Annotated in this window: 22 protein-coding genes and 1 tRNA gene; 7 read left to right on the top strand and 16 right to left on the bottom strand. The window is 70.0% G+C overall.

The features are described from left to right. Positions 1-15: 15 nt before the first annotated feature. The 6 genes from NOCA_RS10740 to NOCA_RS25740 all read right to left on the bottom strand — a co-directional run bounded on the left by NOCA_RS10740 (position 16) and on the right by NOCA_RS25740 (position 5,938). Positions 16-807 carry an ABC transporter ATP-binding protein gene (locus NOCA_RS10740; protein ID WP_011755299.1) on the bottom strand — a complete coding sequence of 264 codons (792 nt, stop codon included), beginning with the start codon at positions 805-807 and terminating at the stop codon, positions 16-18. Beyond that, entirely contained in the window at positions 800-1,588 is a 789-nt protein-coding gene (locus tag NOCA_RS10735) for an ABC transporter ATP-binding protein (RefSeq protein ID WP_011755298.1), read from the bottom strand. The genes NOCA_RS10740 and NOCA_RS10735 overlap by 8 nt, the downstream gene beginning before the upstream one ends. Continuing rightward, the gene (locus NOCA_RS10730; RefSeq protein ID WP_011755297.1) at positions 1,585-2,637 is read right to left on the bottom strand and encodes a branched-chain amino acid ABC transporter permease; all 1,053 of its coding nucleotides are present in this window, start codon (positions 2,635-2,637) and stop codon (positions 1,585-1,587) included. The genes NOCA_RS10735 and NOCA_RS10730 overlap by 4 nt, the downstream gene beginning before the upstream one ends. Then, a complete protein-coding gene (locus tag NOCA_RS10725) occupies positions 2,637-3,509 on the bottom strand; it encodes a branched-chain amino acid ABC transporter permease (protein ID WP_011755296.1) in 873 nt (290 codons plus the stop codon). Before NOCA_RS10725 ends, NOCA_RS10730 begins: the two co-directional genes overlap by 1 nt. A 9-nt stretch (positions 3,510-3,518) precedes the next feature. After that, the gene (locus tag NOCA_RS10720; protein ID WP_197687661.1) at positions 3,519-4,679 is read right to left on the bottom strand and encodes an NAD(P)/FAD-dependent oxidoreductase; all 1,161 of its coding nucleotides are present in this window, start codon (positions 4,677-4,679) and stop codon (positions 3,519-3,521) included. A gap of 104 nt (positions 4,680-4,783) precedes the next feature. Further along, positions 4,784-5,938, bottom strand: coding sequence for a PucR family transcriptional regulator (locus NOCA_RS25740; RefSeq protein ID WP_011755294.1), 1,155 nt, complete (start codon positions 5,936-5,938; stop codon positions 4,784-4,786). Between the two features lie 156 nt (positions 5,939-6,094). Between NOCA_RS25740 and NOCA_RS10710 the strand changes: the two genes are divergently transcribed. Further along, positions 6,095-9,634: an indolepyruvate ferredoxin oxidoreductase family protein gene (locus NOCA_RS10710; protein WP_011755293.1), complete on the top strand. Its 3,540-nt coding sequence runs from the start codon at positions 6,095-6,097 to the stop codon at positions 9,632-9,634. 18 nt (positions 9,635-9,652) lie between these two features. After that, positions 9,653-10,426: an SDR family oxidoreductase gene (locus NOCA_RS10705; protein WP_011755292.1), complete on the top strand. Its 774-nt coding sequence runs from the start codon at positions 9,653-9,655 to the stop codon at positions 10,424-10,426. On the opposite strand, the gene NOCA_RS10700 is transcribed toward NOCA_RS10705, so the two are convergent. The 8 genes from NOCA_RS10700 to NOCA_RS10670 form a co-directional block, all read right to left on the bottom strand. After that, positions 10,385-11,095: a TetR/AcrR family transcriptional regulator gene (locus NOCA_RS10700; RefSeq protein ID WP_011755291.1), complete on the bottom strand. Its 711-nt coding sequence runs from the start codon at positions 11,093-11,095 to the stop codon at positions 10,385-10,387. The genes NOCA_RS10705 and NOCA_RS10700 overlap by 42 nt on opposite strands. 92 nt (positions 11,096-11,187) lie before the next feature. Next, positions 11,188-12,423 (bottom strand): acyl-CoA dehydrogenase family protein, encoded by a 1,236-nt coding sequence (locus NOCA_RS10695; RefSeq protein ID WP_011755290.1) that lies wholly within the window; start codon positions 12,421-12,423, stop codon positions 11,188-11,190. After that, the gene (locus NOCA_RS10690) at positions 12,423-13,451 is read right to left on the bottom strand and encodes a phosphotransferase family protein (RefSeq protein ID WP_041546467.1); all 1,029 of its coding nucleotides are present in this window, start codon (positions 13,449-13,451) and stop codon (positions 12,423-12,425) included. The genes NOCA_RS10695 and NOCA_RS10690 overlap by 1 nt, the downstream gene beginning before the upstream one ends. Next, complete coding sequence (locus NOCA_RS10685) at positions 13,451-13,909, bottom strand: MaoC family dehydratase (protein WP_041546466.1); 459 nt, start codon at positions 13,907-13,909, stop codon at positions 13,451-13,453. The genes NOCA_RS10690 and NOCA_RS10685 overlap by 1 nt, the downstream gene beginning before the upstream one ends. A 36-nt stretch (positions 13,910-13,945) precedes the next feature. Beyond that, on the bottom strand, positions 13,946-14,719 hold the full coding sequence (locus NOCA_RS10680) for a zinc-binding dehydrogenase (RefSeq protein ID WP_337998993.1): 774 nt from the start codon (positions 14,717-14,719) through the stop codon (positions 13,946-13,948). An 11-nt stretch (positions 14,720-14,730) separates the two neighbouring features. After that, positions 14,731-14,928: a hypothetical protein gene (locus tag NOCA_RS28250; RefSeq protein WP_238383453.1), complete on the bottom strand. Its 198-nt coding sequence runs from the start codon at positions 14,926-14,928 to the stop codon at positions 14,731-14,733. Next, positions 14,925-15,722: an SDR family oxidoreductase gene (locus NOCA_RS10675; protein WP_011755288.1), complete on the bottom strand. Its 798-nt coding sequence runs from the start codon at positions 15,720-15,722 to the stop codon at positions 14,925-14,927. The genes NOCA_RS28250 and NOCA_RS10675 overlap by 4 nt, the downstream gene beginning before the upstream one ends. Next, on the bottom strand, positions 15,719-16,939 hold the full coding sequence (locus NOCA_RS10670; protein WP_011755287.1) for an acetyl-CoA C-acetyltransferase: 1,221 nt from the start codon (positions 16,937-16,939) through the stop codon (positions 15,719-15,721). Before NOCA_RS10670 ends, NOCA_RS10675 begins: the two co-directional genes overlap by 4 nt. Before the next feature lie 132 nt (positions 16,940-17,071). On the opposite strand from NOCA_RS10670, the gene NOCA_RS10665 reads away from it, so the two are divergent. The 5 genes from NOCA_RS10665 to NOCA_RS10645 all read left to right on the top strand — a co-directional run bounded on the left by NOCA_RS10665 (position 17,072) and on the right by NOCA_RS10645 (position 22,198). Next, a complete protein-coding gene (locus NOCA_RS10665; RefSeq protein WP_011755286.1) occupies positions 17,072-17,662 on the top strand; it encodes a TetR/AcrR family transcriptional regulator in 591 nt (196 codons plus the stop codon). 181 nt (positions 17,663-17,843) lie between these two features. Beyond that, complete coding sequence (locus NOCA_RS10660; protein WP_238383452.1) at positions 17,844-18,674, top strand: plasmid pRiA4b ORF-3 family protein; 831 nt, start codon at positions 17,844-17,846, stop codon at positions 18,672-18,674. Positions 18,675-19,255: 581 nt separating this feature from the next. Further along, positions 19,256-20,290 (top strand): AraC family transcriptional regulator, encoded by a 1,035-nt coding sequence (locus tag NOCA_RS10655; protein WP_011755284.1) that lies wholly within the window; start codon positions 19,256-19,258, stop codon positions 20,288-20,290. 305 nt (positions 20,291-20,595) lie between these two features. Next, entirely contained in the window at positions 20,596-20,856 is a 261-nt protein-coding gene (locus NOCA_RS27540; protein WP_158305660.1) for a histidine kinase dimerization/phospho-acceptor domain-containing protein, read from the top strand. Between the two features lie 520 nt (positions 20,857-21,376). Then, positions 21,377-22,198: a PilZ domain-containing protein gene (locus NOCA_RS10645; RefSeq protein ID WP_041546464.1), complete on the top strand. Its 822-nt coding sequence runs from the start codon at positions 21,377-21,379 to the stop codon at positions 22,196-22,198. Positions 22,199-22,258: 60 nt separating this feature from the next. On the opposite strand, the gene NOCA_RS27535 is transcribed toward NOCA_RS10645, so the two are convergent. Next, positions 22,259-22,576 (bottom strand): tyrosine-type recombinase/integrase, encoded by a 318-nt coding sequence (locus tag NOCA_RS27535; protein WP_158305659.1) that lies wholly within the window; start codon positions 22,574-22,576, stop codon positions 22,259-22,261. Between the two features lie 377 nt (positions 22,577-22,953). Further along, positions 22,954-23,026 (bottom strand) — tRNA-Ala (locus NOCA_RS10635). Between the last annotated feature and the right edge of the window lie 73 nt (positions 23,027-23,099).

Below are 23,099 nucleotides of genomic sequence, written 5' to 3'. Positions count from 1 at the left end.
CCGGGCGACGGGTGCTCAAAGGGAGGTCGTCCCGACCCCCGGGGCGAGGGCGCCCTCACCGGCTTCGGCGGCCCGCCTCTCGGCGTCGGCCGACACGACGCCGAGGAACTGGTCCGCGAAGTGCGGGTCGTCCCGCAGCTCCTCGGACCGTCCGCTGTACAGGGCCTCGCCGGTGGCGAGCGCGTAGACCCTGTCGGCGATGTCGAGCGCACCCAGTGCGTTCTGCTCGACCAGCAGCACGGTGACGCCACGGTCGCGCAGGTTGGAGACCAGCTCGAGGACCTGGTCGGCGAGCACCGGGGACAGACCCATCGAGGGCTCGTCGAGCATCACCATCACCGGGTCGGCCATCAGCGCGCGCTGGATGACCAGCATCTGCTGCTCTCCGCCGGAGAGCTGTCCCGCCACGCTGCCCGACCGACGGGCGAGGATCGGTGTGCTCGCGATGACCTCGTCGGCCCGCTTGCCGGCCTTCTTGAAGTCCTTGCTGAACGCCCCGGCGATCAGGTTGTCCCGCATGCTGAACCGCGGGAAGACGTGCCGTCCCTCCGGGACGTGCACCAGCCCGGCCTCGACGATCCGGTGCGCCGACATGCGGGTCAGCTCGCGGCCGTCGAAGGTGACCTCGCCGCCGACGGGCTTGATCAGGCCGGAGATCGTCTTCAGCAGCGTCGACTTGCCGGCGCCGTTGGCGCCCACCAGGGCGACGATCTCACCCCGGTCGACGTGCAGGTCGACACCGTGCAGGGCGGTCACCGGTCCGTACCGGACGGTCAGGTTCTCGACACGCAACAAGGTCTCAGGCATCGCGGAACCTCTTTCCCAGGTAGGCCTCTAGGACATGGGAGTCGGCACTGACCGTCTTCGGGTCCCCGTGCGCGATGCAGAGCCCGGCGTCGAGGACCATCACCCGGGACGCCGTGTTCATCACCACGTTCATGTTGTGCTCGATCACGACGACCGAGATCTTCCGCTCCTGGTGGATCCGGTTGATTAGGTCGACCAGGACCCGCGCCTCCCGCGGGTTCATGCCCGCGGCCGGCTCGTCGAGGAGGAGCAGGCGCGGTGAGGTCGCCAGGGCTCGCGCGATCTCGACCCGGCGCTGGTCGCCGTAGGCCAGGTCGGTGGCGATCTCGTCACGCTTGTCGGCGATGCCGACGAACTCGAGGACCTCGGTGACGAACTCGTCGGCCTTCCGCTCCCGGCTCGCCTTGCCGAACACCCACAGGGCGTCGTACCAGCGGAAGGTCGCGTGCATGCCGATCAGCACGTTGTCGCGCACCGTCAGCGAGGGGCACAACCGGATGTTCTGGAACGTCCGGGCCAGACCGTGCTTGCGGCTGAGGACCCGCGAGGACTTGAACCGCGACGGCTCCCCGTCGATCTCCAGCGAGCCACCGCTCGGCCGGTAGATGCCCGACAGCACGTTGAGCAGCGTGGTCTTCCCGGAGCCGTTCGGTCCGATCAGCCCGACGATCTCGCTCTGCCCGACCTCGAAGTCGACCTTGTCCAGGGCCACGACGCCGCCGAAGCGGCAGCCGACATCGGTGGCCTTGAAGATCGGAGCGTCCAGCGTGGCGGCGGTCATGGCCGCACCTCCTCGGCGATCGGTTCGACCCGAGCGTGGGTGTTGGGCGTCGTCTCACCGGCCGTGCGACGCCGGCCGAACAGGGAGAACGGGAACTTGTAGCTCGACGATCTGGTGTCACCGATCCCGAGGATCTGCACCAGGCCGCCGGGCTTCCAGAGCAGCACGATCAGGATCAGGGCACCGAAGATCATCGAGCGGTAGTCGGCGAGCGCCCGCAGGTACTCGGTCGACCCGATCACCAGGAGCGAACCGAGCAGCGGGCCGGCCGTCGTCGCCATCCCGCCGATCAGGACGACCTCGACGATGAGGATGGACTGGTCGACGTTGAAGGTCGCCGGACCGACGAAGCCGAGCAGCAGCACCTGCAGCACGCCGGCCAGGCCGGCGATCCCGCTCCCGATGCCGAACCCGATCACCTTGGTGAGCGGGACGTTGATGCCGTGGGCCCGGGCAATCACCTCGTCCTCGCGGATCGCGAGGAACGCACGGCCGAGGAAGGAGCGGCCGATGAGCCACGCGAACGCGGTGGTCACGATCGTGACCACCAGGATGAAGAGGTAGATGTTCTCGATCAACGCCAGGTCCCAGCCGAAGAAGTTGCCGGCCGGGATGCCGGGGAGGCCGGTCGCGCCGCCGGTCACCTCCTTGGCGTTGTTGAGGTAGAGGTAGAAGATCTGCCCCACCCCGAGGGTGATCAGGGCGAGGTAGTCGCCGCCGACCCGCCACGAGGTCAGTCCGACCAGCAGACCGAACACGGCGCTGCCGAGGACCGAGATCACCATGACCGCCAGCAGCGGCATTCCGGTGTCCAGGAGCAGTCGCGCCGAGATGTAGGCGCCGGCACCGAACATCGCGGCGTGTCCGAAGCTGAGCAGCCCGGCGAACCCGAGGATCAGGTTGAGCCCGGTCGCGAAGACGGTGAACACCAGGATCGTCGCGGCAACGCGGATGGTGTACGGCTGGGTCAGGTTCGGGAGCAGGAAGGCCAGCACCACGAGCCCGACGAACGCTGCCCGGATCACCGGGCGAGGAAGGAAGCCCAACATCACACACGCTCCTGGACACGGGCGCCGAGCAGGCCGGCGGGGCGGACGAGCAGAATGACGATCAGCAGGAAGAAGGCGATCGCGTCGCGGTAGGACCCGGCGGACGGACCGACCGTCGCCTCGAGGATCCCCAGCACCAGTCCCCCGATGAGGGCGCCCTGGAGGTTCCCGATGCCGCCGACGATGGCCGCGGCGAACCCCTTGAGCAGGATCGGGAAGCCCATCCCGAGGTAGACGACCTCGAGGGTGTTCGCGTAGAGCAGCCCGCCGATCACCCCGAGCGCGCCACCGACGCCGTAGACCGCGAAGATCGTGCGGTTCACACCGACGCCCATCAGCCGGGCGGCGGTCATGTCCTGGGCCACGACCCGGATCGCGAAGCCGGGCCTCGTGTAGCGCAGGAAGGCCGCGAACCCGACGAGCGTCACCACCGCGACGACCAGCGTGACGACGGCGGCCCGCGCGATCTGGAGTCCGCCGATCTCGATGAAGCCCGAGCCGGCGAACGACGGGAACGGGAGGGTGCCCGATCCCCACTTCAGCTCGACGACGTTGCGGATGACCAGGCCCATGCCCAGCGTGGTCATCATCGGGATCAGCAGGTGGGCCTTGAGCACCGGGCGGACGGCCACCTCCTCGACGATCCCCGCGAGCAGGATCCCGGCACCGATGCCGACCAGGCAGGCCAGCACGATCGGCACGTCGAAGGAGGTGTGCACCCCGAACGCCACGAACGAACCGGCCATCAGGATGTCGCCGTGGGCGAAGTTGACCAGCCCGAGGGCGCCGTACACGACGGAGAAGCCGATTGCGACCAGGGCGTAGACGCTGCCGATGGTCAGGCCGTTGATGACCTGTTGCAGGAAGTCCACGGGCGTTCCTCAGTGTCCTGCCGAGACCGACATGCCGGGGCGGTGCGGGGCGAGCTTGGCGGCGTCGAGCCCCCGCTCGACCAGGTCGGCGGGCAGCTCCTCGCCCCGCACGAGGGCCGCGCCGACCCGCGCCGCGGCCGGAGCCGTCTGGATGCCGTAGCCGCCCTGGCCGAGGAACCAGTGGAAGCCGGGCACGTCGGAGTCGGGTCCGACCACGAAGTTGCGGTCGGGCACGAAGCTGCGCAGGCCGGCCCACGAGGTGGTCACGCTGCGCGCGTTCAGGGTCGTGGCGGCGTTGATCTCGTCGATCGCCCGGGCGATCTCGAGCTCGTCGGCCTTCGCGTCCATCGGGGGGCACGGCGTCTCGTCGGCGGGCGAGCAGAGGAACTGCGCCCCCTCGGGCTTGACGTAGAACGACTGGTCGATGTCACCGAAGATCGGCAGGTCCTTGGTCTGCGCGCCCTGCGGTGAGTTGACCATGAAGATGGTCCGCCGCAACGGCGTCAGGCCCACCGGCTTCGCGCCCGCCATCTCGGCGACGACGTCGCCCCAGGCGCCCGCGGCATCGACGATCGCCGCGGCCGAACGCCGCTCGCCGTCGGCGGTGTCGACCGTCCAACTCTCCGGACCGCGGGTCAGCCCGACGACCGGGGCACTCTTGACGATCTCGCCCTTGTTGGCCTTCAGGCCCCGGACGTAGCCCTGGTGCAGGCCGGCGACGTCCATCTCCATGGCACCCGGCTCGTACATGCCCCGCTCCACGTACCCGGGTCGGACCACGGGGAACAGCGCGGCGACCTCGTCGGGGCCGAGCAGCTCCGCGTCCGGGACCAGCGGCAGCACGTCGGCGTGCAGCTGCTCGATGACGGCACCGCGTCCCTGCTTGGCGAACTGCAGGAGCGGGCGCGGCGTCATCAGCTCCGACTCGAAGAACTCCGGCGGGTTCTCGAGGAACTCGCGGCTCCCAGTCGTCAGCGCCCGGATCTCCGGGCCGCCGTAGGTCTCCAGGAACGTGGCGGCCGAGCGCCCCGTGGTGTGGAACGCGAGCGTCGACTCCATCTCCAGAAGGCAGACCGTGGCGGTCCTCGACAGCTCGAACCCGATCGAGACGCCGGCGATCCCGCCGCCGATCACGATCACGTCGTAGTGCGACATCTCTTGCTCGACCACCTCTCGTATCACGTGACTGCGGTCACAGTGGGCGTGACTATGGCACGGATAGTACGGTCTGGCAAGCAAGCGCTTAGTTGCGATTCTGTTTCGAGCAGGTCAATTCATTCCAGGTCCTGAACGCCCATGCAGGCGCCCAGTGAGTGCACCAGACCCGCGAACTCCCGCGGGCTCCAGCCGGTGAGCTGGTCCCACCGGTCGAGCCGGTAGGCGACGCTGTTGGGGTGCACGTGGAGGCGCTTGGCGGCTGCCGCCACCGAGAAGCCTCCGTCCGCGAACGCGCGCACCGCCTCCACCAGGTGCGGGTTGCCGGCAGCGACCTCGCGGGCCTCGTCGAGCACCGGCGCCAGGCGGTCCAGCTGGGCCGCGACGCAGGCGCGCCACCAGTCGACGGCGTAGCTCGCGACGGGATCGGCGGTGGTGGTGGCCGCCAGCGCCTCGGCGGCGTCGCGGATGCTGTCCCGTGCGCCCGCGAGGCCGGTGCGCCGCAGGCCGACACCGGCCCGCGGGACCGGTTCGAGGAGGCCGACGAGCTCGGTCAGCGCCGCCTCGTCGGGCCCTTGCGCAAGCACGAGCAGGACGGCGCCCTGCCGGATGGCGAAGGACGTGCCGTCCAGGTACTCGAGCTCCTCGTGGACCGTCTGGGCGATCCCATCGGGCCGCTCACCTGCGGAAATGCAGGCCGCGAGGAAGGGGCCGTGCACGTCGAAGCCGAGCCGCGCGGCGATCTCCAGCGTCTCCGCCTCGCCCTCCTCGCGGCCGAGCAGCTCGACGAACCGGTGCCGCATGGTGAGGTCCTGGGTGTGCCGGGCACGAGCCACGGAGGAGTGCGCCGCGGCGATCTCGGTCGCGGTCTCGTGGATGCTCTCCCACATCGTCCCGGCCAGCTCGGGCAGGAACTCCCGGCCCTTGTCGGCGCGCTCGTCGATGAGCCGCCAGAGCTCTCGGTTGCCGACGTGGTAGGCGCTGATGACGCCCTCCACGCTCACGCCCTGGGTGGCGCGCAAGCGGCCGAGCGCGGCGGCTCGGCGGAGGTCCTCCTGGTCCAGTCCGCGTTCCGCGATCAGGGCTCGGACGATCCGCTCCTGCTGCTCCTGCACGTGGTCGGCATGGTCCCCGAGCGGCACGCGGTCGTACTCCGGGACGCGGGCCCGGATCTCCCGGACGATGCCGCGCGACAACGTCGGCATGTCGGCGAGCAGGTCGGAGAGGACCTCCTGGATCGCCTCGCGCCCGGCCTTCTTCGGTGACTTCGCCATCGCCTGAACCTGCCCTCCGGAGGCTGATTTGTGGATTCCACGAGAGATTCTGCCTCATGAGGCCAGAAATCGTGGTTCTGCCAGCAGACAGTCGGGGTACCCCCGGGATTTGATGGTGCGCGCCCTCGAAATGGCCCGATTTCACCCGGAGGAAGCATGGCTTCGGCCTCGACCACGACCGCCCTCGGCGCCGCAGGCCCGCTCGCCGAGCGCTACACCGTCGAGCGCGGGACCGTGTACCTGTCTGGCCTGCAAGCCCTCGTCCGTCTGCCCCTCGACCTGCGCCGGCACGACCTCGCCGCCGGCCGCGACACGGCCGCGTTAATCAGCGGCTACGAGGGCTCGCCGCTGGCCGGCTACGACCTCGAGCTCGCCCGGCAGCAGCGACTGCTCGACGCGCACGGGGTGGTGTTCACCCCCGGGCTCAACGAGGAGCTCGCCGCGAACGCGGTCCAGGGCAGCCAGCTCGCCGGAGCACAGGCGAGCAAGAAGTACGCGGGCGTGATCGGCATCTGGTACGGCAAGGCACCCGGTCTCGACCGCGCGTCCGACGCGCTTCGCCACGCCAACCTCGGTGGCGCCCATCCTGAGGGGGGCGCGCTCGTTCTGGTCGGCGACGACTCGATCGCCAAGTCCTCGACCGTCCCGAGCAGTTCGGAGATCGCCATGGCCGAGCTCGGCCTCCCCGTGCTCAGCCCCAGCGACCCGCAGGACATCCTCGACCTCGGCGTGCACGGCGTGGCGATGTCGCGGTTCAGCGGCCTGTGGGTCGGCATGAAGATCGCCACCAACGTCGCCGACGGGTCGGCGACCACCGAGGTGGCCCCGGACAGGGTGCAGCCCGTGATCCCGGACAACCGGGTCGATGGGTTCGCCTACGTGCACGAGGTCTCCGCGAACTTCCTGCAGCCGACGCTCGCGCGGCTGGAGAACAGCCTCGCCACCAAGCGCCACGTCCTCGCCGCCAGGTACGCCGTGGCCAACAGCCTCAACAAGACCTACGGCGCGACCGATGATGCCGTCGTCGGCATCATCGTCCCCGGCGCCAGCTACCTCGACGTCCGCCAGGCGCTCGCCAAGCTCGGCCTGTCCGAGGAGGACCTGCAGATCCACCGGATCCGGTTGCTCAAGCTGGGTCTGGTCTCCCCTCTCGACGCCGACGAGATCATCGCGTTCGCCGACGGCCTGGACGAGATCATCGTGGTCGAGGAGAAGCGAGCCTTCGTCGAGAGCGGCGTGAAGGACATCCTCTACGGCCGTCCCGACGCGCCTGCCGTCTCCGGCAAGACCACGCTGAACCGGATGCCGCTGCTGCGACCGGACGCCGACCTCGACCCCGAGCTGATCGCGGCGGCGCTCCGCAGGCGGCTGGCCGAGCACCTCACGTTGCCGGCCGCGCCGAGCGCGGCCAAGCAGAAGCCGAAGCCAACCCGGATCGCGCTCCCGCTGCTGGCCCGGACGCCGTACTTCTGCTCGGGATGCCCACACAACCGCTCCACCCGCACTCCGGACGGGTCGATGGTCGGCGCCGGGATCGGCTGCTCCGGCATGGTCGCGATGATGCCCAGCACCCGTGTCGGCGACGTGGTCGGCCTGACGCAGATGGGGGGCGAGGGCGGCCCCTGGATCGGCATGCACCGGTTCGTCGAGACGCCGCACATGCTGCAGAACATGGGCGACGGCACCTTCCACCACTCCGGCAGCCTGGCGATCCGGGCCGCGGTCGCGAGCGGCGCGAACATCACCTACAAGATCCTCTACAACTCGGCGGTCGCGATGACCGGCGGCCAGGACGCGGTCGGCCAGATGACGGTGCCCGAGATCGTCGCCGAGCTCCGGTCCGAAGGAGTCGGCAGCATCGTCATCACCACCGAGGACCCGAAGCGGTACCGCCGCGTTCGGCTGCCGCGAGGCGTGCAGGTCCGGCACCGCGACGCCCTGGTCGAGACCCAGGAGGAGCTCGCGAGGATCGCCGGCGTCACGGCGCTGATCCACGACCAGGAGTGCGCCACCGAGCTGCGCCGCAAGCGCAAGCGCAAGCTGGTCGCGGAACCCGCGCAACGCGCGTTCATCAACGAGCGCGTCTGCGAGGGCTGCGGCGACTGCGGCGCGAAGTCGAACTGCCTCTCGGTGCAGCCCGTCGGCACCGAGTACGGCCGCAAGACCCAGATCCACCAGGCCTCGTGCAACAAGGACTACTCCTGCCTCGATGGCGACTGCCCGTCGTTCCTGACCGTCGTCCCGGCCGCCACCGGTGCGCGGACCACTACACGGCGGGTGGTCGGCGACCTCGCGCCCGACGCGCTGCCGGCCCCCGGCGCGGTCGTGCCCTCCGACGAGTTCGGGATGCGGATCACGGGCATCGGCGGCACCGGCGTGGTCACGGCGGCGCAGATCATCGCGACAGCCGCCTCGCGGTCGGGACGGTTCGTGCGCACCCTGGACCAGACCGGCCTGGCGCAGAAGGGCGGCGCCGTCGTCTCCGACGTGAAGATCTCGACCCGGCCCCTGGAGCGGGCGAACAAGATCGCCCGGGGCGAGGCCGACCTCTACCTGGGCTGCGACGTCCTCGTCGCCGCCGGCGACGGCTACCTCGGCGTCGCGAGCCCGGACCGCACGGTCGCGGTCGTGTCCACCGCCGAGGTGCCGACCGGCGCGATGGTCACCGACACCTCCGTCGCGTTCCCCGACGCCTCCGAGACCGCCGGCCGGATCGAGGCGGTCTCCCGGCCCGAGCAGAGCCGGTTCGTGGACGCTCGCCGGCTGACCAAGGACCTGTTCGACGACGACCAGTTCGCGAACGTCTTCCTCGTCGGCGTCGCCTTCCAGTTGGGCGCGCTGCCGCTCGACGCAGAGCACCTCGAGGAGGCGATCGGGCTCAACGGGGTGCAGGTCGAGCGGAACATCCAGGCCTTCCGTCGCGGTCGCCAGCTCGTGAGCGACCCGGGTGCCCTCCAGGGCGATCTGGCCGCGCTCACTCCCTCGGCCCGCGCAGAGAAGCCCACGGCCGAGGCGCTCCGGATCGCCGCGACCGTGCACGCCGCGCCGGGCGGCGAGCTGGCCGCCCTGGTCCTGCGGCGCGTGACCGACCTGATCGCGTACCAGGACGGCCGCTACGCCACCGCCTACGCCGAGCTCGTCGAACGGGTCCGCGCCGCCGAGGCCGCAGCCGTGCCCGGCGCGGAGGAGCTCGCGCTCGCGACCGCCCAGCACCTCCACAAGCTGATGGCGTACAAGGACGAGTACGAGGTCGCCCGGCTCTCCCTCGACCCGGCCCTGGACGCCGCGCTCGAGGCTCAGTTCGGGCCCGGCTACAAGGCGTCCTACCGGCTGCACCCGCCGGCCCTCCGCGCCCTGGGCATGAAGAAGAAGCTCACCCTGGGCCGTTGGTTCCGGGTCGTCTTCGTGCTGCTCCGGATGCTCCGCAGGTTGCGCGGCACTCCGCTCGACGTCTTCGGCTACGCCCGGGTACGGCGCACCGAGAGGGCCCTGATCATGGAGTACCGCGTCCTGGTCGACGAGCTGGCCGCCGGGCTGCGCGCCGACAACCACGAGCTCGCGGTCCAGATCGCCTCGCTCCCCGACATGGTCCGCGGCTACGAGGAGATCAAGGAGCGCAACGTCGAGGCCTACCACCAACGGCTTGGCGAGCTGCGGGCGGCGTACGGTCGCCCGCCGGTGCCGGCCGCGTCCTGACCCACCACAAGGAGAACCATGAACCCGCTCTTCGACCTCACCGGCAAGACCGCGCTCGTCACCGGCGGCGGCCGCGGCATCGGCCGGATGGCCGCGCGCGGCCTCCTCCAGGCAGGCGCGACCGTGATCATCGCCAGCCGCAAGCTCGCCGACTGCGAGCAGACCGCGGCCGAACTGGCCGACCTCGGCCGGGTCGTCCCCCTGGCGGCGGACCTGTCCACCCAGGAGGGCTGCCGCGAACTGGCCGCCGCGGTCGCCGAGCACACCGACGCTCTGCACGTGCTGGTCAACAACGCCGGCGCGGTCTGGGGCGCTCCGTTCGCGGAGTTCCCGGCCAGCGGCTGGGACAAGGTCCTCGACCTGAACCTGAAGGGCCCCTTCTACCTGACCCAGGAGCTGATCGGCCTGCTGCGCGCGGCAGCCACGGACGGCGACCCGGCGCGCGTCGTGAACATCGGCTCGATCGACGGGCTCCGGGTCCCGGCGCTGCCGAACTTCTCCTACTCCGCGGCCAAGGCGGGCCTGCACCACCTCACCCGGGTGCTGGCCGTCGAGCTCGGCCCGGACCTCACCGTGAACGCGATCGCGCCGGGTCCCTTCGCCTCCAAGATGATGGCGGCCACGCTCGAGAAGGAGAAGGAGACGTTTGAGGAGGTGGCACCCATGGGGCGCATCGGCGCCGACGACGACATCGCCGGCGCAATCGTCTACCTGGCTGCGCGGGCCTCGGCGTACGTGACCGGCGTGGTGCTACCCGTTGACGGCGGCATCTCGGTCGCGTCCGTCATCTGAGCGATCGGCGCGGAGCATGTTCAAGATGAGCCCGAGGTAGACCTCGGCGAGCTCGCTCGGGGACATCGGTCCGCGCTCGTTGTACCAGGGCGCCACGTCCATCAGGCGCAGGATCGCGATCGCGGCGCCATCGACGTGGGCGACGTGGAACACGCCCAGGTCGACGCCGCGCTGCACCTCGTCGTGCACCACCCGGCTGATCTGCCGCCGCATCTTCATGATCGTGGCCAGCCGCTGCACCTCGAGCGAGCGGAAGTCGGTGTTCACCACGCGGGCGAGGACGTGCTCCTCGGCGTGGTAGGTCACCGACCGCCGGACGATCTCGCTGATCCGGCCGATCGGGTCGGACGCCGACGCGACCGCGGCCAGCGTCTCGTCGAGGATGTACTGGTGCGCGATCACCGCGATCTCGTAGAGCAGATCGGCCTTGGTCGCGTAGTACGTGTAGATCCCGGCCGGGCTCGAACCCGCCAGGGTGGCGATGTCGCGCGTGGTCGTCGCGTGGTAGCCGCGGCCGTTGAACGCCGCGACGGCGGCGGTCAGGAACCGACGCGACCCCTTGGGCTCGACGTCGTCGAACAGTCCCCGGGGGGACACGTACTCGTGCTCGCGCTGGAACGCCATCCGGCGTGCACCGGCTTCGCCGAGCGCGTCGGGCTTCCTTGCCATGAGGCACTCCTCCATCTACTAAGCGCTTGCTCGCACAGCGTAGGCGACGAAAGGCAGCACCGGCGACCTTTACGTTACCCGGAGTGCGCGGACTAGCGCGTGGTCGCCCGCGCCGCCTGCTGGCGGCGGAGCTCCGCGCGGGCGAGGGCGTCCTTGTGCACCTCATCCGGCCCGTCGGCTAGGCGCAGCGTGCGGATGCCGGCGTACGACGCCGCGAGCGGGAAGTCCTGCGACAGCCCACCCGCGCCGTGCGCCTGGATCGCCTTGTCCAGGATCCATTGCACGGTCGCGGGCGCGGCGATCTTGATCGCCTGGATCTCCGTGTGGGCACCCTTGTTGCCGACGGTGTCCATCAGCCAGGCGGCCTTGAGGGTGAGCAGCCGCAGCTGCTCGATCCGGATGCGGGACTCGGCGATCCAGTCCCGCACGACGCCCTGCTCCGAGAGCGGCTTGCCGAAGGCGACCCGGTCGTCGACCCGGGCGCACATCAGCTCCAGGGCCCGCTCCGCGGCTCCGATGGACCGCATGCAGTGGTGGATCCGCCCGGGGCCCAACCGGGCCTGCGCGATCGCGAAGCCCTCGCCCTCGCCGGCGATCAGGTTCGCGGCCGGGACCCTGACGTCGTGGAACTCCAGCTCGGCGTGGCCACCGTGGTCGTGGTCGTCGTAGCCGAGCACGTGCATGCCGCGCTTGATCTCCAGCCCCTCAGCGTCGCGCGGGACCAGGATCATCGACTGCTGCCGGTGCCGGGACGCGGTCGGGTCGGTCTTCCCCATCACGATGAAGATCGCGGCGTTCGGGTTCATCGCCCCCGTGATCCACCACTTGCGCCCGTTGATCACGTACTCGTCGCCGTCGCGGACGATGGACGTCCCGATGTTCGTGGCGTCGGAGGAGGCGACGTCCGGCTCGGTCATCGCGAACGAGGACCGGATCTCGCCGTCGAGCAGCGGCTTCAGCCACTGCTCCTTCTGCTCCGCAGTGCCGAACAGGTGCAGCACCTCCACGTTGCCGGTGTCCGGCGCGGCACAGTTCATCGCGGGTGGCGCGAGCAGCAGGCTGCGACCGGCGATCTCGGCCAACGGGGCGTACTGGAGGTTGGTCAGACCGGCGCCCTCGTCACCGGGCAGGAAGAGGTTCCAGAGCCCGCGCGCCCGCGCGGCGGCACGCAGCTCGCCCATCACGGGGGCGGCGTCCCAGGCCCACCGGTTCTCCTGAGCCGCCAGCTGCTCGTGGAAGACCGCCTCCGCCGGGTAGACGTGCGAGTCCATGAAGTCGAGCAGGTTCTCCCGCAGGTCCTCCGTGCGGGCGTCGTAGCCGAAATCCATCAGTCGAGCTCCTTCGTCGAAGAGATGCCGAGGTCGAGCAGAGGTGCGGTGACGGCACCGACGCCCTCGAAGCCGGCGCCCACCGTCTGGCCCTGCTGGAACCGCACGTGGATGCCTTCCAGGATCGCCGCCAGCTTGAAGGCGGCGAGGCCGAGGTAGAAGCCGAACCCGGCCAGGGCGGTCCCGGCCCGGGTCGCGTAGCGGTCGAGGATCTCGTCCTCGGCGAGGAAACCGGGCGCGTTGGCGGCGTCCGCGACCGCGTCGCCACCGGCGATCCGGCAGTAGATCACCAGCATGGCCAGATCGGTGAGCGGATCGCCGAGGGTGGCCATCTCCCAGTCGATCACCGCGGCCGGCCGGTCCTCGGCGTCGACGAGCACGTTGTCCAGCCGGTAGTCGTCGTGCACGATCCGCCCCGGCCCCGTCGAGGACGGCAGCCGGTCGAGCAGCATCTGGTGCAGCGTCCCCGCAGCCGGCATCTCGCGGCGCAGCGAACCGTCCATCTGTGTGCGCCAGCGGCGGACCTGCCGCTCCAGGAACCCGTCCGGGCGACCGAAGTCGGCCAGCCCGACCGCACCGGGATCCACCCGGTGCAGGTCGACCAGGGTGTCCACCAGGCCCTCGGCGATCCCGTGGACCCGGCCCGGGCCGAGCGGCGCCAGCTGCGCGGCGTTCCGGTACGGCGTACCGGCGACGTGCTCCATGACGTAGGTGACCGCCCCGGTCACGTCGGGGTCCTCGCAGAGCGCGACCGTCCTCGGCACCGGAACGGCGGTCTCCGCGAGCGCGGTCATCACCCGGTACTCGCGCGCCATGTCATGCGCGGTGGCCAGCACGTGTCCCAGCGGCGCCCGCCGCACCACCCAGCGACGCGCTCCGGCAACCAGCTCGTAGGTGAGGTTCGACTTGCCACCGGCGACGCCGGACGCCGAGACCGCGCCGCCCAGGTCACCGGCCAGGTCGCGGCGTGCGCCGGCGAACCAGGTTGTGAACCTGGCCACGTCGAGCCCGGGCACCGCCGCGTCCATCACGCGACCAGGTAGGAGACCGCGTCCACCACGCAGACCGGCTTGTCCCCGCCGTCGCGCTCGACCGTGATGCGCGAGGTCAGCCGGTACCCGTCCCCGGCGGGGGCGAGGGTGAGCAACTCGATCCCGGCGCGGACCCGCGAGCCCACGAGCACCGGCGCGGGGAACCGCACCTTCTCGGCGCCATAGTTGACCTCCATCGACAGGCCCTCGATGCGCATCGTCTCCCAGGTCATCATCGGGACCATCGACAACGTCAGGTAGCCGTGCGCGATGGTGCCGCCGAACGGGCCCTGGCCGGCACGCTCCGGGTCGACGTGGATCCACTGGTGGTCACCGGTGGCGTCGGCGAAGCCGTCGATCTGCTCCTGGCTGACGGTGTGCCAGCCCGAGTAGCCGACGTGGGTGCCGAGTGCCTCGGACAGCTCGTCGGTGCTGGTGAAGACGCGGACGCTCACCTGTTCTCCTTCCCGGGCAGCGCTCGCTGCCGGTGCTCATGCCTGCAGGGCGACCCGGTCGACCGTGACCCCGTCGGCGAGCCGCTGGACGTCTGCGGCGAGGTCGCTCGAGGCCAGCCGCTCGCTGACCAACGGCCTGACCAGGCCCTTGCTCACGAGTGCCGACAGCGCGTCGTGACACTCCTGGACCAGCGCCGGGTCGCGCTGGGTGTAGGGCCCCCAGTGCAGGCCGACGATCGAGTAGTTCTTCACCAGCGCGTGTTTGAGCGCCGCGGACTGGATGGTCCCTCCGGCGAAGCCGACCACCAGGATGCTGCCCTCGACGGCGATGCACTTGGTCGACCGGGCGTAGGTCTCGCCGCCGACCGGGTCGTAGACCAGGTCCGCGCCACGGCCGTCGGTCTCGGCCTTCACCACCTCGACGAAGTCCTGCTCCCGGCGGTCGACGACCACGTCCGCACCGAGCCGGCGGGCGACGTCGGCCTTGTCGGGGCCGCTGACGACGCCTATGACCCTGGCACCGGCGGCCTCGCCGAGCTGGACCGCGGCCGAGCCGATGCCGCCGGCCGCCGCGTGCACGAGCAGCGTCTGGCCGGGACGGAGGGAGGTGCGCCGGTGCAGCCCGAACCAACCGGTCTGGTAGCCGACGTAGAGGGACGCGGCCTCCGCGTCGTCGAGCTCGAGCGGTGCGGCGAAGGTAGTGTGCTCCTCCATCAGCGCGAGCTCCCCGAAGCCGCCGTACGGGAGCACTGAGGCGCCGAGCACCCGGTCCCCCACCGTGTGCCGGGTGACGCCGGCGCCCACCGCCACGACCTCCCCGCTCAGCTCGATGCCAGGTGTGAACGCAGGTCCGGTCTCACCTGGTACTCGCCCCGGCACATCAGCACGTCGGGGAAGTTCGCCGCCGCGGCGAGCACGCGCACGACCAGCTGGCCGGGCCCCGGCTCGGGGTCCGCCACGTCGGCGAGCACCATCACTTCACGCGGCTCACCGAGCCGGTCCACCTGCCACGCCTTCACGCGTCTGCTCCTCGGAGGTCGAGGCGCTGCTGCAACCGGTTCATCCCGGCCAGCCAGCGCGAGTGGTCCTGGGCGCGGGCGAGGAAGTAGCCCTCGACCTCCGGGTGCGGCAGCACCAGGAACCGGTCGTCGGCGAGCGCCGTCCAGGCCGCCTCGGCGACCTCGTCGGGGCTCAGCGCCCAGTCGTGGCTGAGGATCTCCTCGAGCCCACCGGACTCCTCGAGCATCCGGGTCGCCACGCCCTGCGGGCAGATCGCCTGCACCACGATGCCGCGGTGCCGGTACGTCGCGGCGAGCCACTCCGCGAACGCGACCGCGCCGTGCTTGCTGACCGAGTACGCCGGGCTGCCGAGCATCGTGAGCAGACCCGCGGCAGAGGCGGTGACCACGAACCGGCCCCCGCCGCGCTCCAGCCACCGGGGCACCAGCAGCCGTGCGGCGCGGACGTGCGCCAGCACGTTGACCTCAAGGCTGGCCGCCCAGTCGTCCTCGCCGGCGAGCAGCCCTCGGCCGCGGTCGCTGCCGGCGTTCGCGAAGTAGGCGTCGATGCCACCGAGGTGCTCCTCGGCCCGGGCGACCAGCGCCGCCACGCCGTCGACCGAGGCGGCGTCGCCCGGGACGGCGAGACCGCCCACCTCGGCAGCGACCTCGGCCAGCGCGTCCGCGTCGACGTCGCTGACCACCAGGCGGGCACCGCCGGCGGCGAGTCGCCGGGCGAGCGCGCGGCCGATCCCGCGCGCGGCCCCGGTGACGACGACGCCCTGTCCGGCGCGCTGGCCGGACGCCCTCGTCACGAGAGCCGCTCCAGCACCATCGCCATGCCCTGGCCCCCGCCCACGCACATGGTCTCGAGACCGATCTGCCTGTCGTGGTGCTGCAGCGAGTTGATCAGGGTGGTGGTGATCCGCGCGCCGGTCATGCCGAACGGGTGACCGACCGCGATCGCGCCGCCGTTGACGTTGAGCTTGTCCTCCGCGATCCCGAGCTCGCGGGCGGAGGGGATGACCTGCGCGGCGAACGCTTCGTTGATCTCGACGAGGTCGACGTCGTCGATCGTCATGCCCGCACGGCGCAGCGCCTGACGGCTGGCCCCCACCGGCCCGAGGCCCATGATCTCCGGTGAGAGGCCGGTGACGCCGGTAGAGACGATCCGGGCCAGCGGAGTGAGGCCAAGTTGCCTGGCCTTGACGTCCGACATGATCACCAGTGCGGCAGCCCCGTCATTGAGGGGGCAGCAGTTGCCGGCGGTGACGGTGCCGTCGGGGCGAAACACCGGCTGTAGGGCGGCCACGCTCTCTAGCGTCACCCCGGAACGGGGGCCGTCGTCGGCGGAGACGACGGTCCCGTCCGGGAGCGTGACGGGGGTGATCTCCCGCGCCCAGAACCCATCGGCGATCGCCTGCTCGGCGAGGTTCTGGCTCCGGACAGCGAAGGCGTCTTGGTCGGCGCGCGTGACGCCGGCGTGCTGGGCGACGTTCTCGGCGGTCTGCCCCATCGTGATGTAGACGTCAGGCAGGTGGCCCGACGTGCGTGGATCGACCCAGGTCTCCGCCCCACCAGCCGCCCGCTTCTCGGTACTCCGCATCGCCACGTCGAAGAACGGGTTCATGGTGTCCGGCAGTCCGTCGGCACTGCCCCTGTAGAACCGGCTCACAGTCTCGACGCCGGCGCTGATGAAGACGTCGCCCTCACCCGCCCGGATCGCGTGCAACGCCATCCGGGTGCTCTGCAGGCTTGAGGAGCAGTACCGGTTCACTGTCGTACCGGGCACGGAGTCGAGGCCGACGCGGACGGCGACGACGCGGCCCATGTTGAACCCGGACTCGCCGGCCGGCTGGCCGCACCCCAGGACCAGGTCATCGATCTCGGTGGGGTCCAGCTCCGGGACCTTGACGAGCGCGGCCTGCACCATCTGGGCGGCGAGCTCGTCGGGACGGAGGTCCTTCAGCGAGCCCTTGCCGGCGCGCCCGATGGGGGACCGGGCGGTGGCGACGATAACGGCTTCGGGCACGAGGAACCTCCACAATTGAATAAGCGCTTGCTTAGGCGATATTGCTCGAACCGCTGCCCAGTCGTCAAGCGCCGGAGACCCCACAGGCGCCTTACTCTGCTGCGACTGGTCCTACGAAGAGGGAAGGCGCAGATGAGCGACACGAAGGACACCTCCCGCGCCGAGGCGACCCGAGCCCGCCTGGCCGAGGCCGCGGTGGACGCGTTCGCCGAACGCGGCTATCACGGCACCACCACCCGGGACATCGCCAGCGCAGCGGGGATGTCCCCCGCCGCGCTCTACGTGCACCACAACTCGAAGGAGGAGCTCCTCTACCTCATCTCCAAGGCAGGCCATGAGCAGGCGCTGACCGTGCTCCGGCAGGCCGTCGACGCCTCCGAGGACCCGGTCGAGCAGTTGCGCGCAGTGATGCGTGGCTTCGTCGAACACCACGTTCGCACGCACACGTCGGCTCGGATCGTGAACTACGAACTCGCCGCGCTTTCCCCGCAGCACCTTGCCGAGATGGCCGGAATACGCAGCGAGATCGACGCATTGTTCTCCGATCTGGTGAATCGCGGCATCTCCACCGGCGCGTTCCACACGCGGTATCCGCGGATGGCCACGGTGGCGCTCCAGTCGCTCGGGATCGACATCGCACGCTGGTACCGCGAAGGTGGCTGGTCGGAGGAGGAGATCGCCGACGGCTACGTGGACATCGCGTTACGAATCGTCGGAGCGTGAGGTGCCAAACAGCGACACGGAGTCTGATCATTCGGCCGACCAGGCCGAGCCCACCGCGGCAGGCTACTGCGCTCCCTCCAGTTCGAGCGGTTGGGGTCAGAGGCCGCGGTAACACGCCGGTGCCCACCATCGGCGTGTCGGCCTACAGGTCTTCCGCGGGCGATGCTTCGCATCTTGGGACATGGGCCATTCCGGCGCTTCGCAGATGAGGTGTAGGGACTGGGGTCTGAACCCGCTGGTCTGGGGCAGCGATCGAACGGTCTGGTTGGCTGGGGGCGTGCCGAAGAAGAAGCGGAAGAGAAAGAGCGGCGTGTCCAGGGCCGGTGCGGATCTGGCGTTGCTGCAGAAGCTGATGGCGAACGCAGGCCGGGACATGTTCGCGGGGATGTTCGACGAGCCGATGCCGGAGGTGCGGGTGGCGCCGGAGCGTTCGCGGGGCTTCCGGGTGCGGGTCGATCTGATGTACGCCAAGCCGCCGATCTGGCGTCGTCTCGACCTGCCCGGCGATCTGATGCTCGACGAGCTGCATGTCGTGCTGCAGGTCGCGATGGGCTGGGAGGACGGCCACCTGCACAAGTTCGGAGTCGGGGTGGACCGGCGTACCCGCGCCTACTTCGTCGCCGGGTTCGACCTCAGCGAAGGCGACGAAGGCGTCGCCGAAGACGAGGTACGGCTCGACCAGGTGGTGTCTGCCAAGGGCGACCGGCTCTTTTATGACTACGACTTCGGCGACGGATGGGAGCACGTGCTGGTGGTCGAAGAGGTTCTCGACGACCTGCCACCGGCTCCGGTCTGCCTGAAGGGCAAGATGGCCTGCCCGCCGGAGGACTGCGGCGGCCCGGGCGGCTACGAGGAGCTCGCCGATTGGGTTCGTGGCGGCTACGACCCGCGGGCGACGCCCATGGGGCTCGGTGCCGAGGAGATGCGGGACTGGTTGCCCCAGGACTGGCATCCAGACCGGTTCTCAGTGGACGAGACCAACGACGCTCTGGCCGCTCTGGCTGCGGGTTGAGGGCGCTTCACCGCTGAGGGTGTAGGAGTTGGGGTCTGAACCCCCTGGTCGGTGGCCGTGACCTGGATGCCGCCGGGCTCCGGGCCTGCCGAGATGACGACCGGTGGCCGGCTGTGCCGGAGCGCATTGTTGACGAGGTTGTAGAGCAACCTGCTCGATCCGCTCCACATCGACGTCGGCTCCGCAACGAGGAACCTGCATACCCGTCAGTATCGTGAGACGCGGCCCGCTTGCACTGTGACTGCCGGGAGGATCTTCCCGACGTACGCGGCCATCCTCCCTCCTGGCCGCGTATGCATGCGCAGTTCGTCCCCATGCGCATTGGGGGCCTTCGTCAGGAGATGACGGAGGCCCCCTCCACCACGAATCGAGTGTTGGTCGGAGTTCGTCGTCTCATCGCGAAGCTCAGATCCGCCCACGGGGTTCTCGACGTGGTGAGTTGTATGCCCAGGGGAAGGCACGACTTCACGCGACTGAACTTGGCGACTCCCCCAGGAGGTTGCGTGCCGCCTGGGCCCCTTGAAGAATGAGCCGTGCGGCGGCCGTCGGAAGACTAGCGGGCATCAAAGAAGGGGCTCGGGATGGATTGGTCGGCGTTGCCCTATGCGCGCGCCCTCAGCCCAGGGGGCCCTGGTTCGGCGCTACCGGCCGCGGCCCGGACTGCGAGCCAACTCGTCCTTGACCCCGATCTGGCGGCGGAGCTGATCTCGGAGGCCTATCTTCCAGTCCGGGTTCGACCCCAGCATGCGGGCACAGACTTCCAGATGCAGATGGCAGTCCTCCTGGTAGGCACCATGACGGCCGGCGTGCTCACCGTCGCCGCGAGTTCTCGGATCACCGCCGAGGAGACCGAGCAGTTCCACCTCAACGTGACGCTGCGCGGACATGCCGTGTCCAGACGCCGCGGCGCCGGCCGCATCGTGACCGATGCGGGTGGCGGCGTCCTGTTCGACCCCGGGCAGGACGCTGACATCTTGTGGTCCGACGACTGTAGCCAACTGTGCCTGATGATCCCCCGAGAGACGCTGGAATCGGAGATCGCGGCGCTGCTCGGCCGGACCGTCTCGAAGCCACTGGCCTTCACCCCACACCTCAGGCTCGACTCGCTCGCGGGCCGCTTGTTGGCCCCGTTGGTTCAGGTGCTGGTCTCGGAGCTCCACGGTCCCTCGGCGGTACAGCGCTTCCCGAGTGTCGGCCGGCACCTCGAAGGTCTCGTGCTCGACGCGTTGCTCCTCGGCCAGCGGCACAACTACACCGACCTCCTGGACCGTCCGTCCTCGGCCGCAAGAACACCCATCCAGCACGCGGTCGAGCTGATCCATTCCAGGCCCGAACATCCCTGGACCACGGTCGGCCTCGCCCAGGAGGTGCATCTCAGCGTCCGCGCGCTGCAGGAAGGATTTCGCCGCCACCACGACCTGCCCCCGATGGCCTACCTCCGCGAGGTCCGGCTGTTGCGGGCTCACCGCCTGCTCTTGGGCGCCGATCCCGACGGCCTCCAGGTGCAGGACGTTGCGGCCGGTCTCGGATTCAAGCATCACGGCCGGTTCTCGACCCTCTATCGCGAGCGGTTCGGCGAGCCCCCGTCGGCCACCTTGAGTCGGTCACCCTCCTGAGCCGGAACGAATGTCGACGACGAGGACGGACCCGGGCGCGGATCCGTGATCCAGCCCACACGACGGGTATCGCTCGCTATCCCGATTGCGCGGGCGCCTAGCCATCGAGCGATGTGTCGCGAGGGCCGGGCGTGGGGCGATCTCAGGTTCCGCCGTCGGCTGCCGCAGCATCACACGGACAGACGCGCTCGGGGCGTGCCCCGACGTTGCGGAGCACAGGGCTCCCGGAGAGCTTGCTCGTGGACACACCATTCAACTCGCCCGTGCGGGCGATCGCTGCTGCCCGGCCCTTTCCTGCCGCGTCCGTGGTCCCGGCGGCGGCAGGAAGCTCCGACACGACGCAGACGAAGATCCTTGACCTGGCGGCAGGGCTCAACCATCACCTCCGCACCCCGTTGACCATCTTGGTGGCCCACAGTGAACTGCTGACCACCCACGCCGAGACCCTGCCGACCGGACAGCGCGCCACGGTGCACGCCCTCGATCAAGCCGTGCAACACCTCAACGACGCCGTCGGTCGCGTCTGCGACCTTCTCCGCGAGGTTCAGGTCCGTGCGCACCACTGAACCCACCGGTCGACCCACGGAGGTCCAGTCGGGGCTCGGGCAACCGACTGAGACGCCACCGACCCTCAGCGCCGCCGAACACCTCAGGGTCGCGCTCCTCCTGGCACTGCAAGCCTCGTCGAGGCGACGGGCGAAGCGACACCCACGACGACCGTTGAGGCGCCTGATGGGCCGCCTGTTCGGCTCGGCACGGAGGCGACCGCGGGCGGGAACCCGGTCACGCCGCTACCGGTCCATGGTGCGTTACACGGTGGCTGCGGCGCTGGTCGCCGCCCTGGTTGCACTGACCTGCTACACGGCCTGGACCCAACTCGCCGGGCGACATCTCATGCTGATCGACCGCGCCGCTTCCGCGACCTGGCCCAACCTCGGGATCCGAGACCTGCGGGCCGACCACACAGCAGACTCGGCTATCCGGCAACCGAACCCTCCTCGCGGCCCTGCGGAAGCTCGCGTCACAGACACCCCAGCACCGGTTCGTGCCACCGGTGGCCAGCCGAGGAGCCTGGACGGTACGACGGTGGCCCTGATCGTGAACCTCGCGGCGATCGGTCTCGGCGCCCTGATTCAACAAGCCATGCTGCGCCGCCTCCGCCGAGGCAACCACGCCCGCCGCGAAGGACAGCGCGAGCTGATCAGCCCCGCCGAAGTCGAGGACCAAGGCGCTGACTCCCAGGAGGTAGCGTCCGATCACGACGCCGAGCCGGACCATGAGATGGGCCAGGATCTAGACCACGACCCGGATGAACGGGGCGACGACGAGAGCACGGCTCCGATCGACCACGACGATGCTGTGCCGACGGCGCGGACCCGACGGACTCCAGTTGCGCCCACAACGGTCCCCCTTGCTGATCCGGCCGACCGGATCGACAACGCGCCCGTGACCGCGGGTGCCGTCAGAGTCGCCGCTCGCCGCGATACTGCAGCCGCGGCTGATACCAGACCCGGCACCTCCGGCTCCAGCACCTACGAGCCCGGCGACCTCGACACGCTATCCGCAGCATCGGTCGTCTATGACCGCCGAGAGCGCCTGCGCGTCCCCTACCAGGGGCGAGCCAGGCTGCAGTGGGCCGGACACGACCTGGCCTGCGAAACCATCAACCTCGACATCAACGGCGTGCGCTGCACACTTCCGGCACAAGGCGAAGCGGCTCCCGCGCCCGGGACACCAGCCCGGATCACCTTGATGCTCGACGGCGTTCTACTACCCACGGCAGCGCGGGTGACCTCGTCCGCCTCCGAGGGCAACCAGTGGCGGATCGGCCTCCGCTTCGAGCCGCTCGAAGACCACTACCGAGAGACCCTGCTGACCTTCCTTCACGAGCAGCACCGCATGAACTGAGCCGTCCGGGCCGCCAGCCAGCACCGGACCGCCCCGGCCGGCGCATTGGATCGAGCGGCGCTACCCAGCCGGACTCAGCCTTGCGGCAGCAGCATGGTCACGCACAAGCCACAGGGCTGCCTCGCCCGGATAGGGCTTCCACCTGAAGCGAGTGCCGTTGCCGGTCTGCTCGACCTTGGTCTCGATGGTCGTTCTGCGCACGAACAGGCACCGGAAGTCCAGCGTGAACGAGTCCACAGTCAGGCCCATGGCCTCACCCCAGCGGAGTCCGGTCTCCGAGAGCAACAGCGGCAGGAGCCGCCACCAGGGGTCGAGGGCCAGGAGGATCTTGTCGACCTGGTCCGGCTCCAGGATGGTGACCTCGCGCTCGGGGATCACCGGCAGCTGAGTGCTCTCGCACGGGTTGTACTGGATGAGCCGATCACGACGGGCTGACACGCCCTTGCGGGCGGCGAGGCAGGCCTGGAGAACCTTGAACCGGGCATGGATCTGCTCTTGAACGTCTTGGTCTTGAGCTTGGCGCCGTTCGGTCCGCGGTAGACACCGCGGAAGCCGGTGCCATGGGCATCCGCCCAGGCCATCAGGAACCGCCGCCTGGACGTTGATCTGCTGTTTCGAACACGGGAGCACGCTCCTGTCACGGTCAAGAGATTGCTGACCGGACGAGGGGGTCCTGCCCCCCATTTGCCCCCCAAGAGACGCTGAGAGGCGATCCCCCGTCTCCGGGAAACCGCCCCTGACCTGCGCGTCCTCGGTGGAGCTGAGGGGACTCGAACCCCTGACCCTCTGCATGCCATGCAGATGCGCTACCAGCTGCGCCACAGCCCCATTGCTTCCCCCGACCAGCGGGGGTGACAACTCGCGGAATACTAGCCAACGGTCCGGTCGATGCGAAATCGGG

The sequence above is a fragment of the Nocardioides sp. JS614 genome (assembly GCF_000015265.1).
Lineage (GTDB): Bacteria > Actinomycetota > Actinomycetes > Propionibacteriales > Nocardioidaceae > Nocardioides.
Note: the sequence above shows the minus strand (reverse complement) of the source record. Positions and strands in the feature narration are given on the sequence as shown.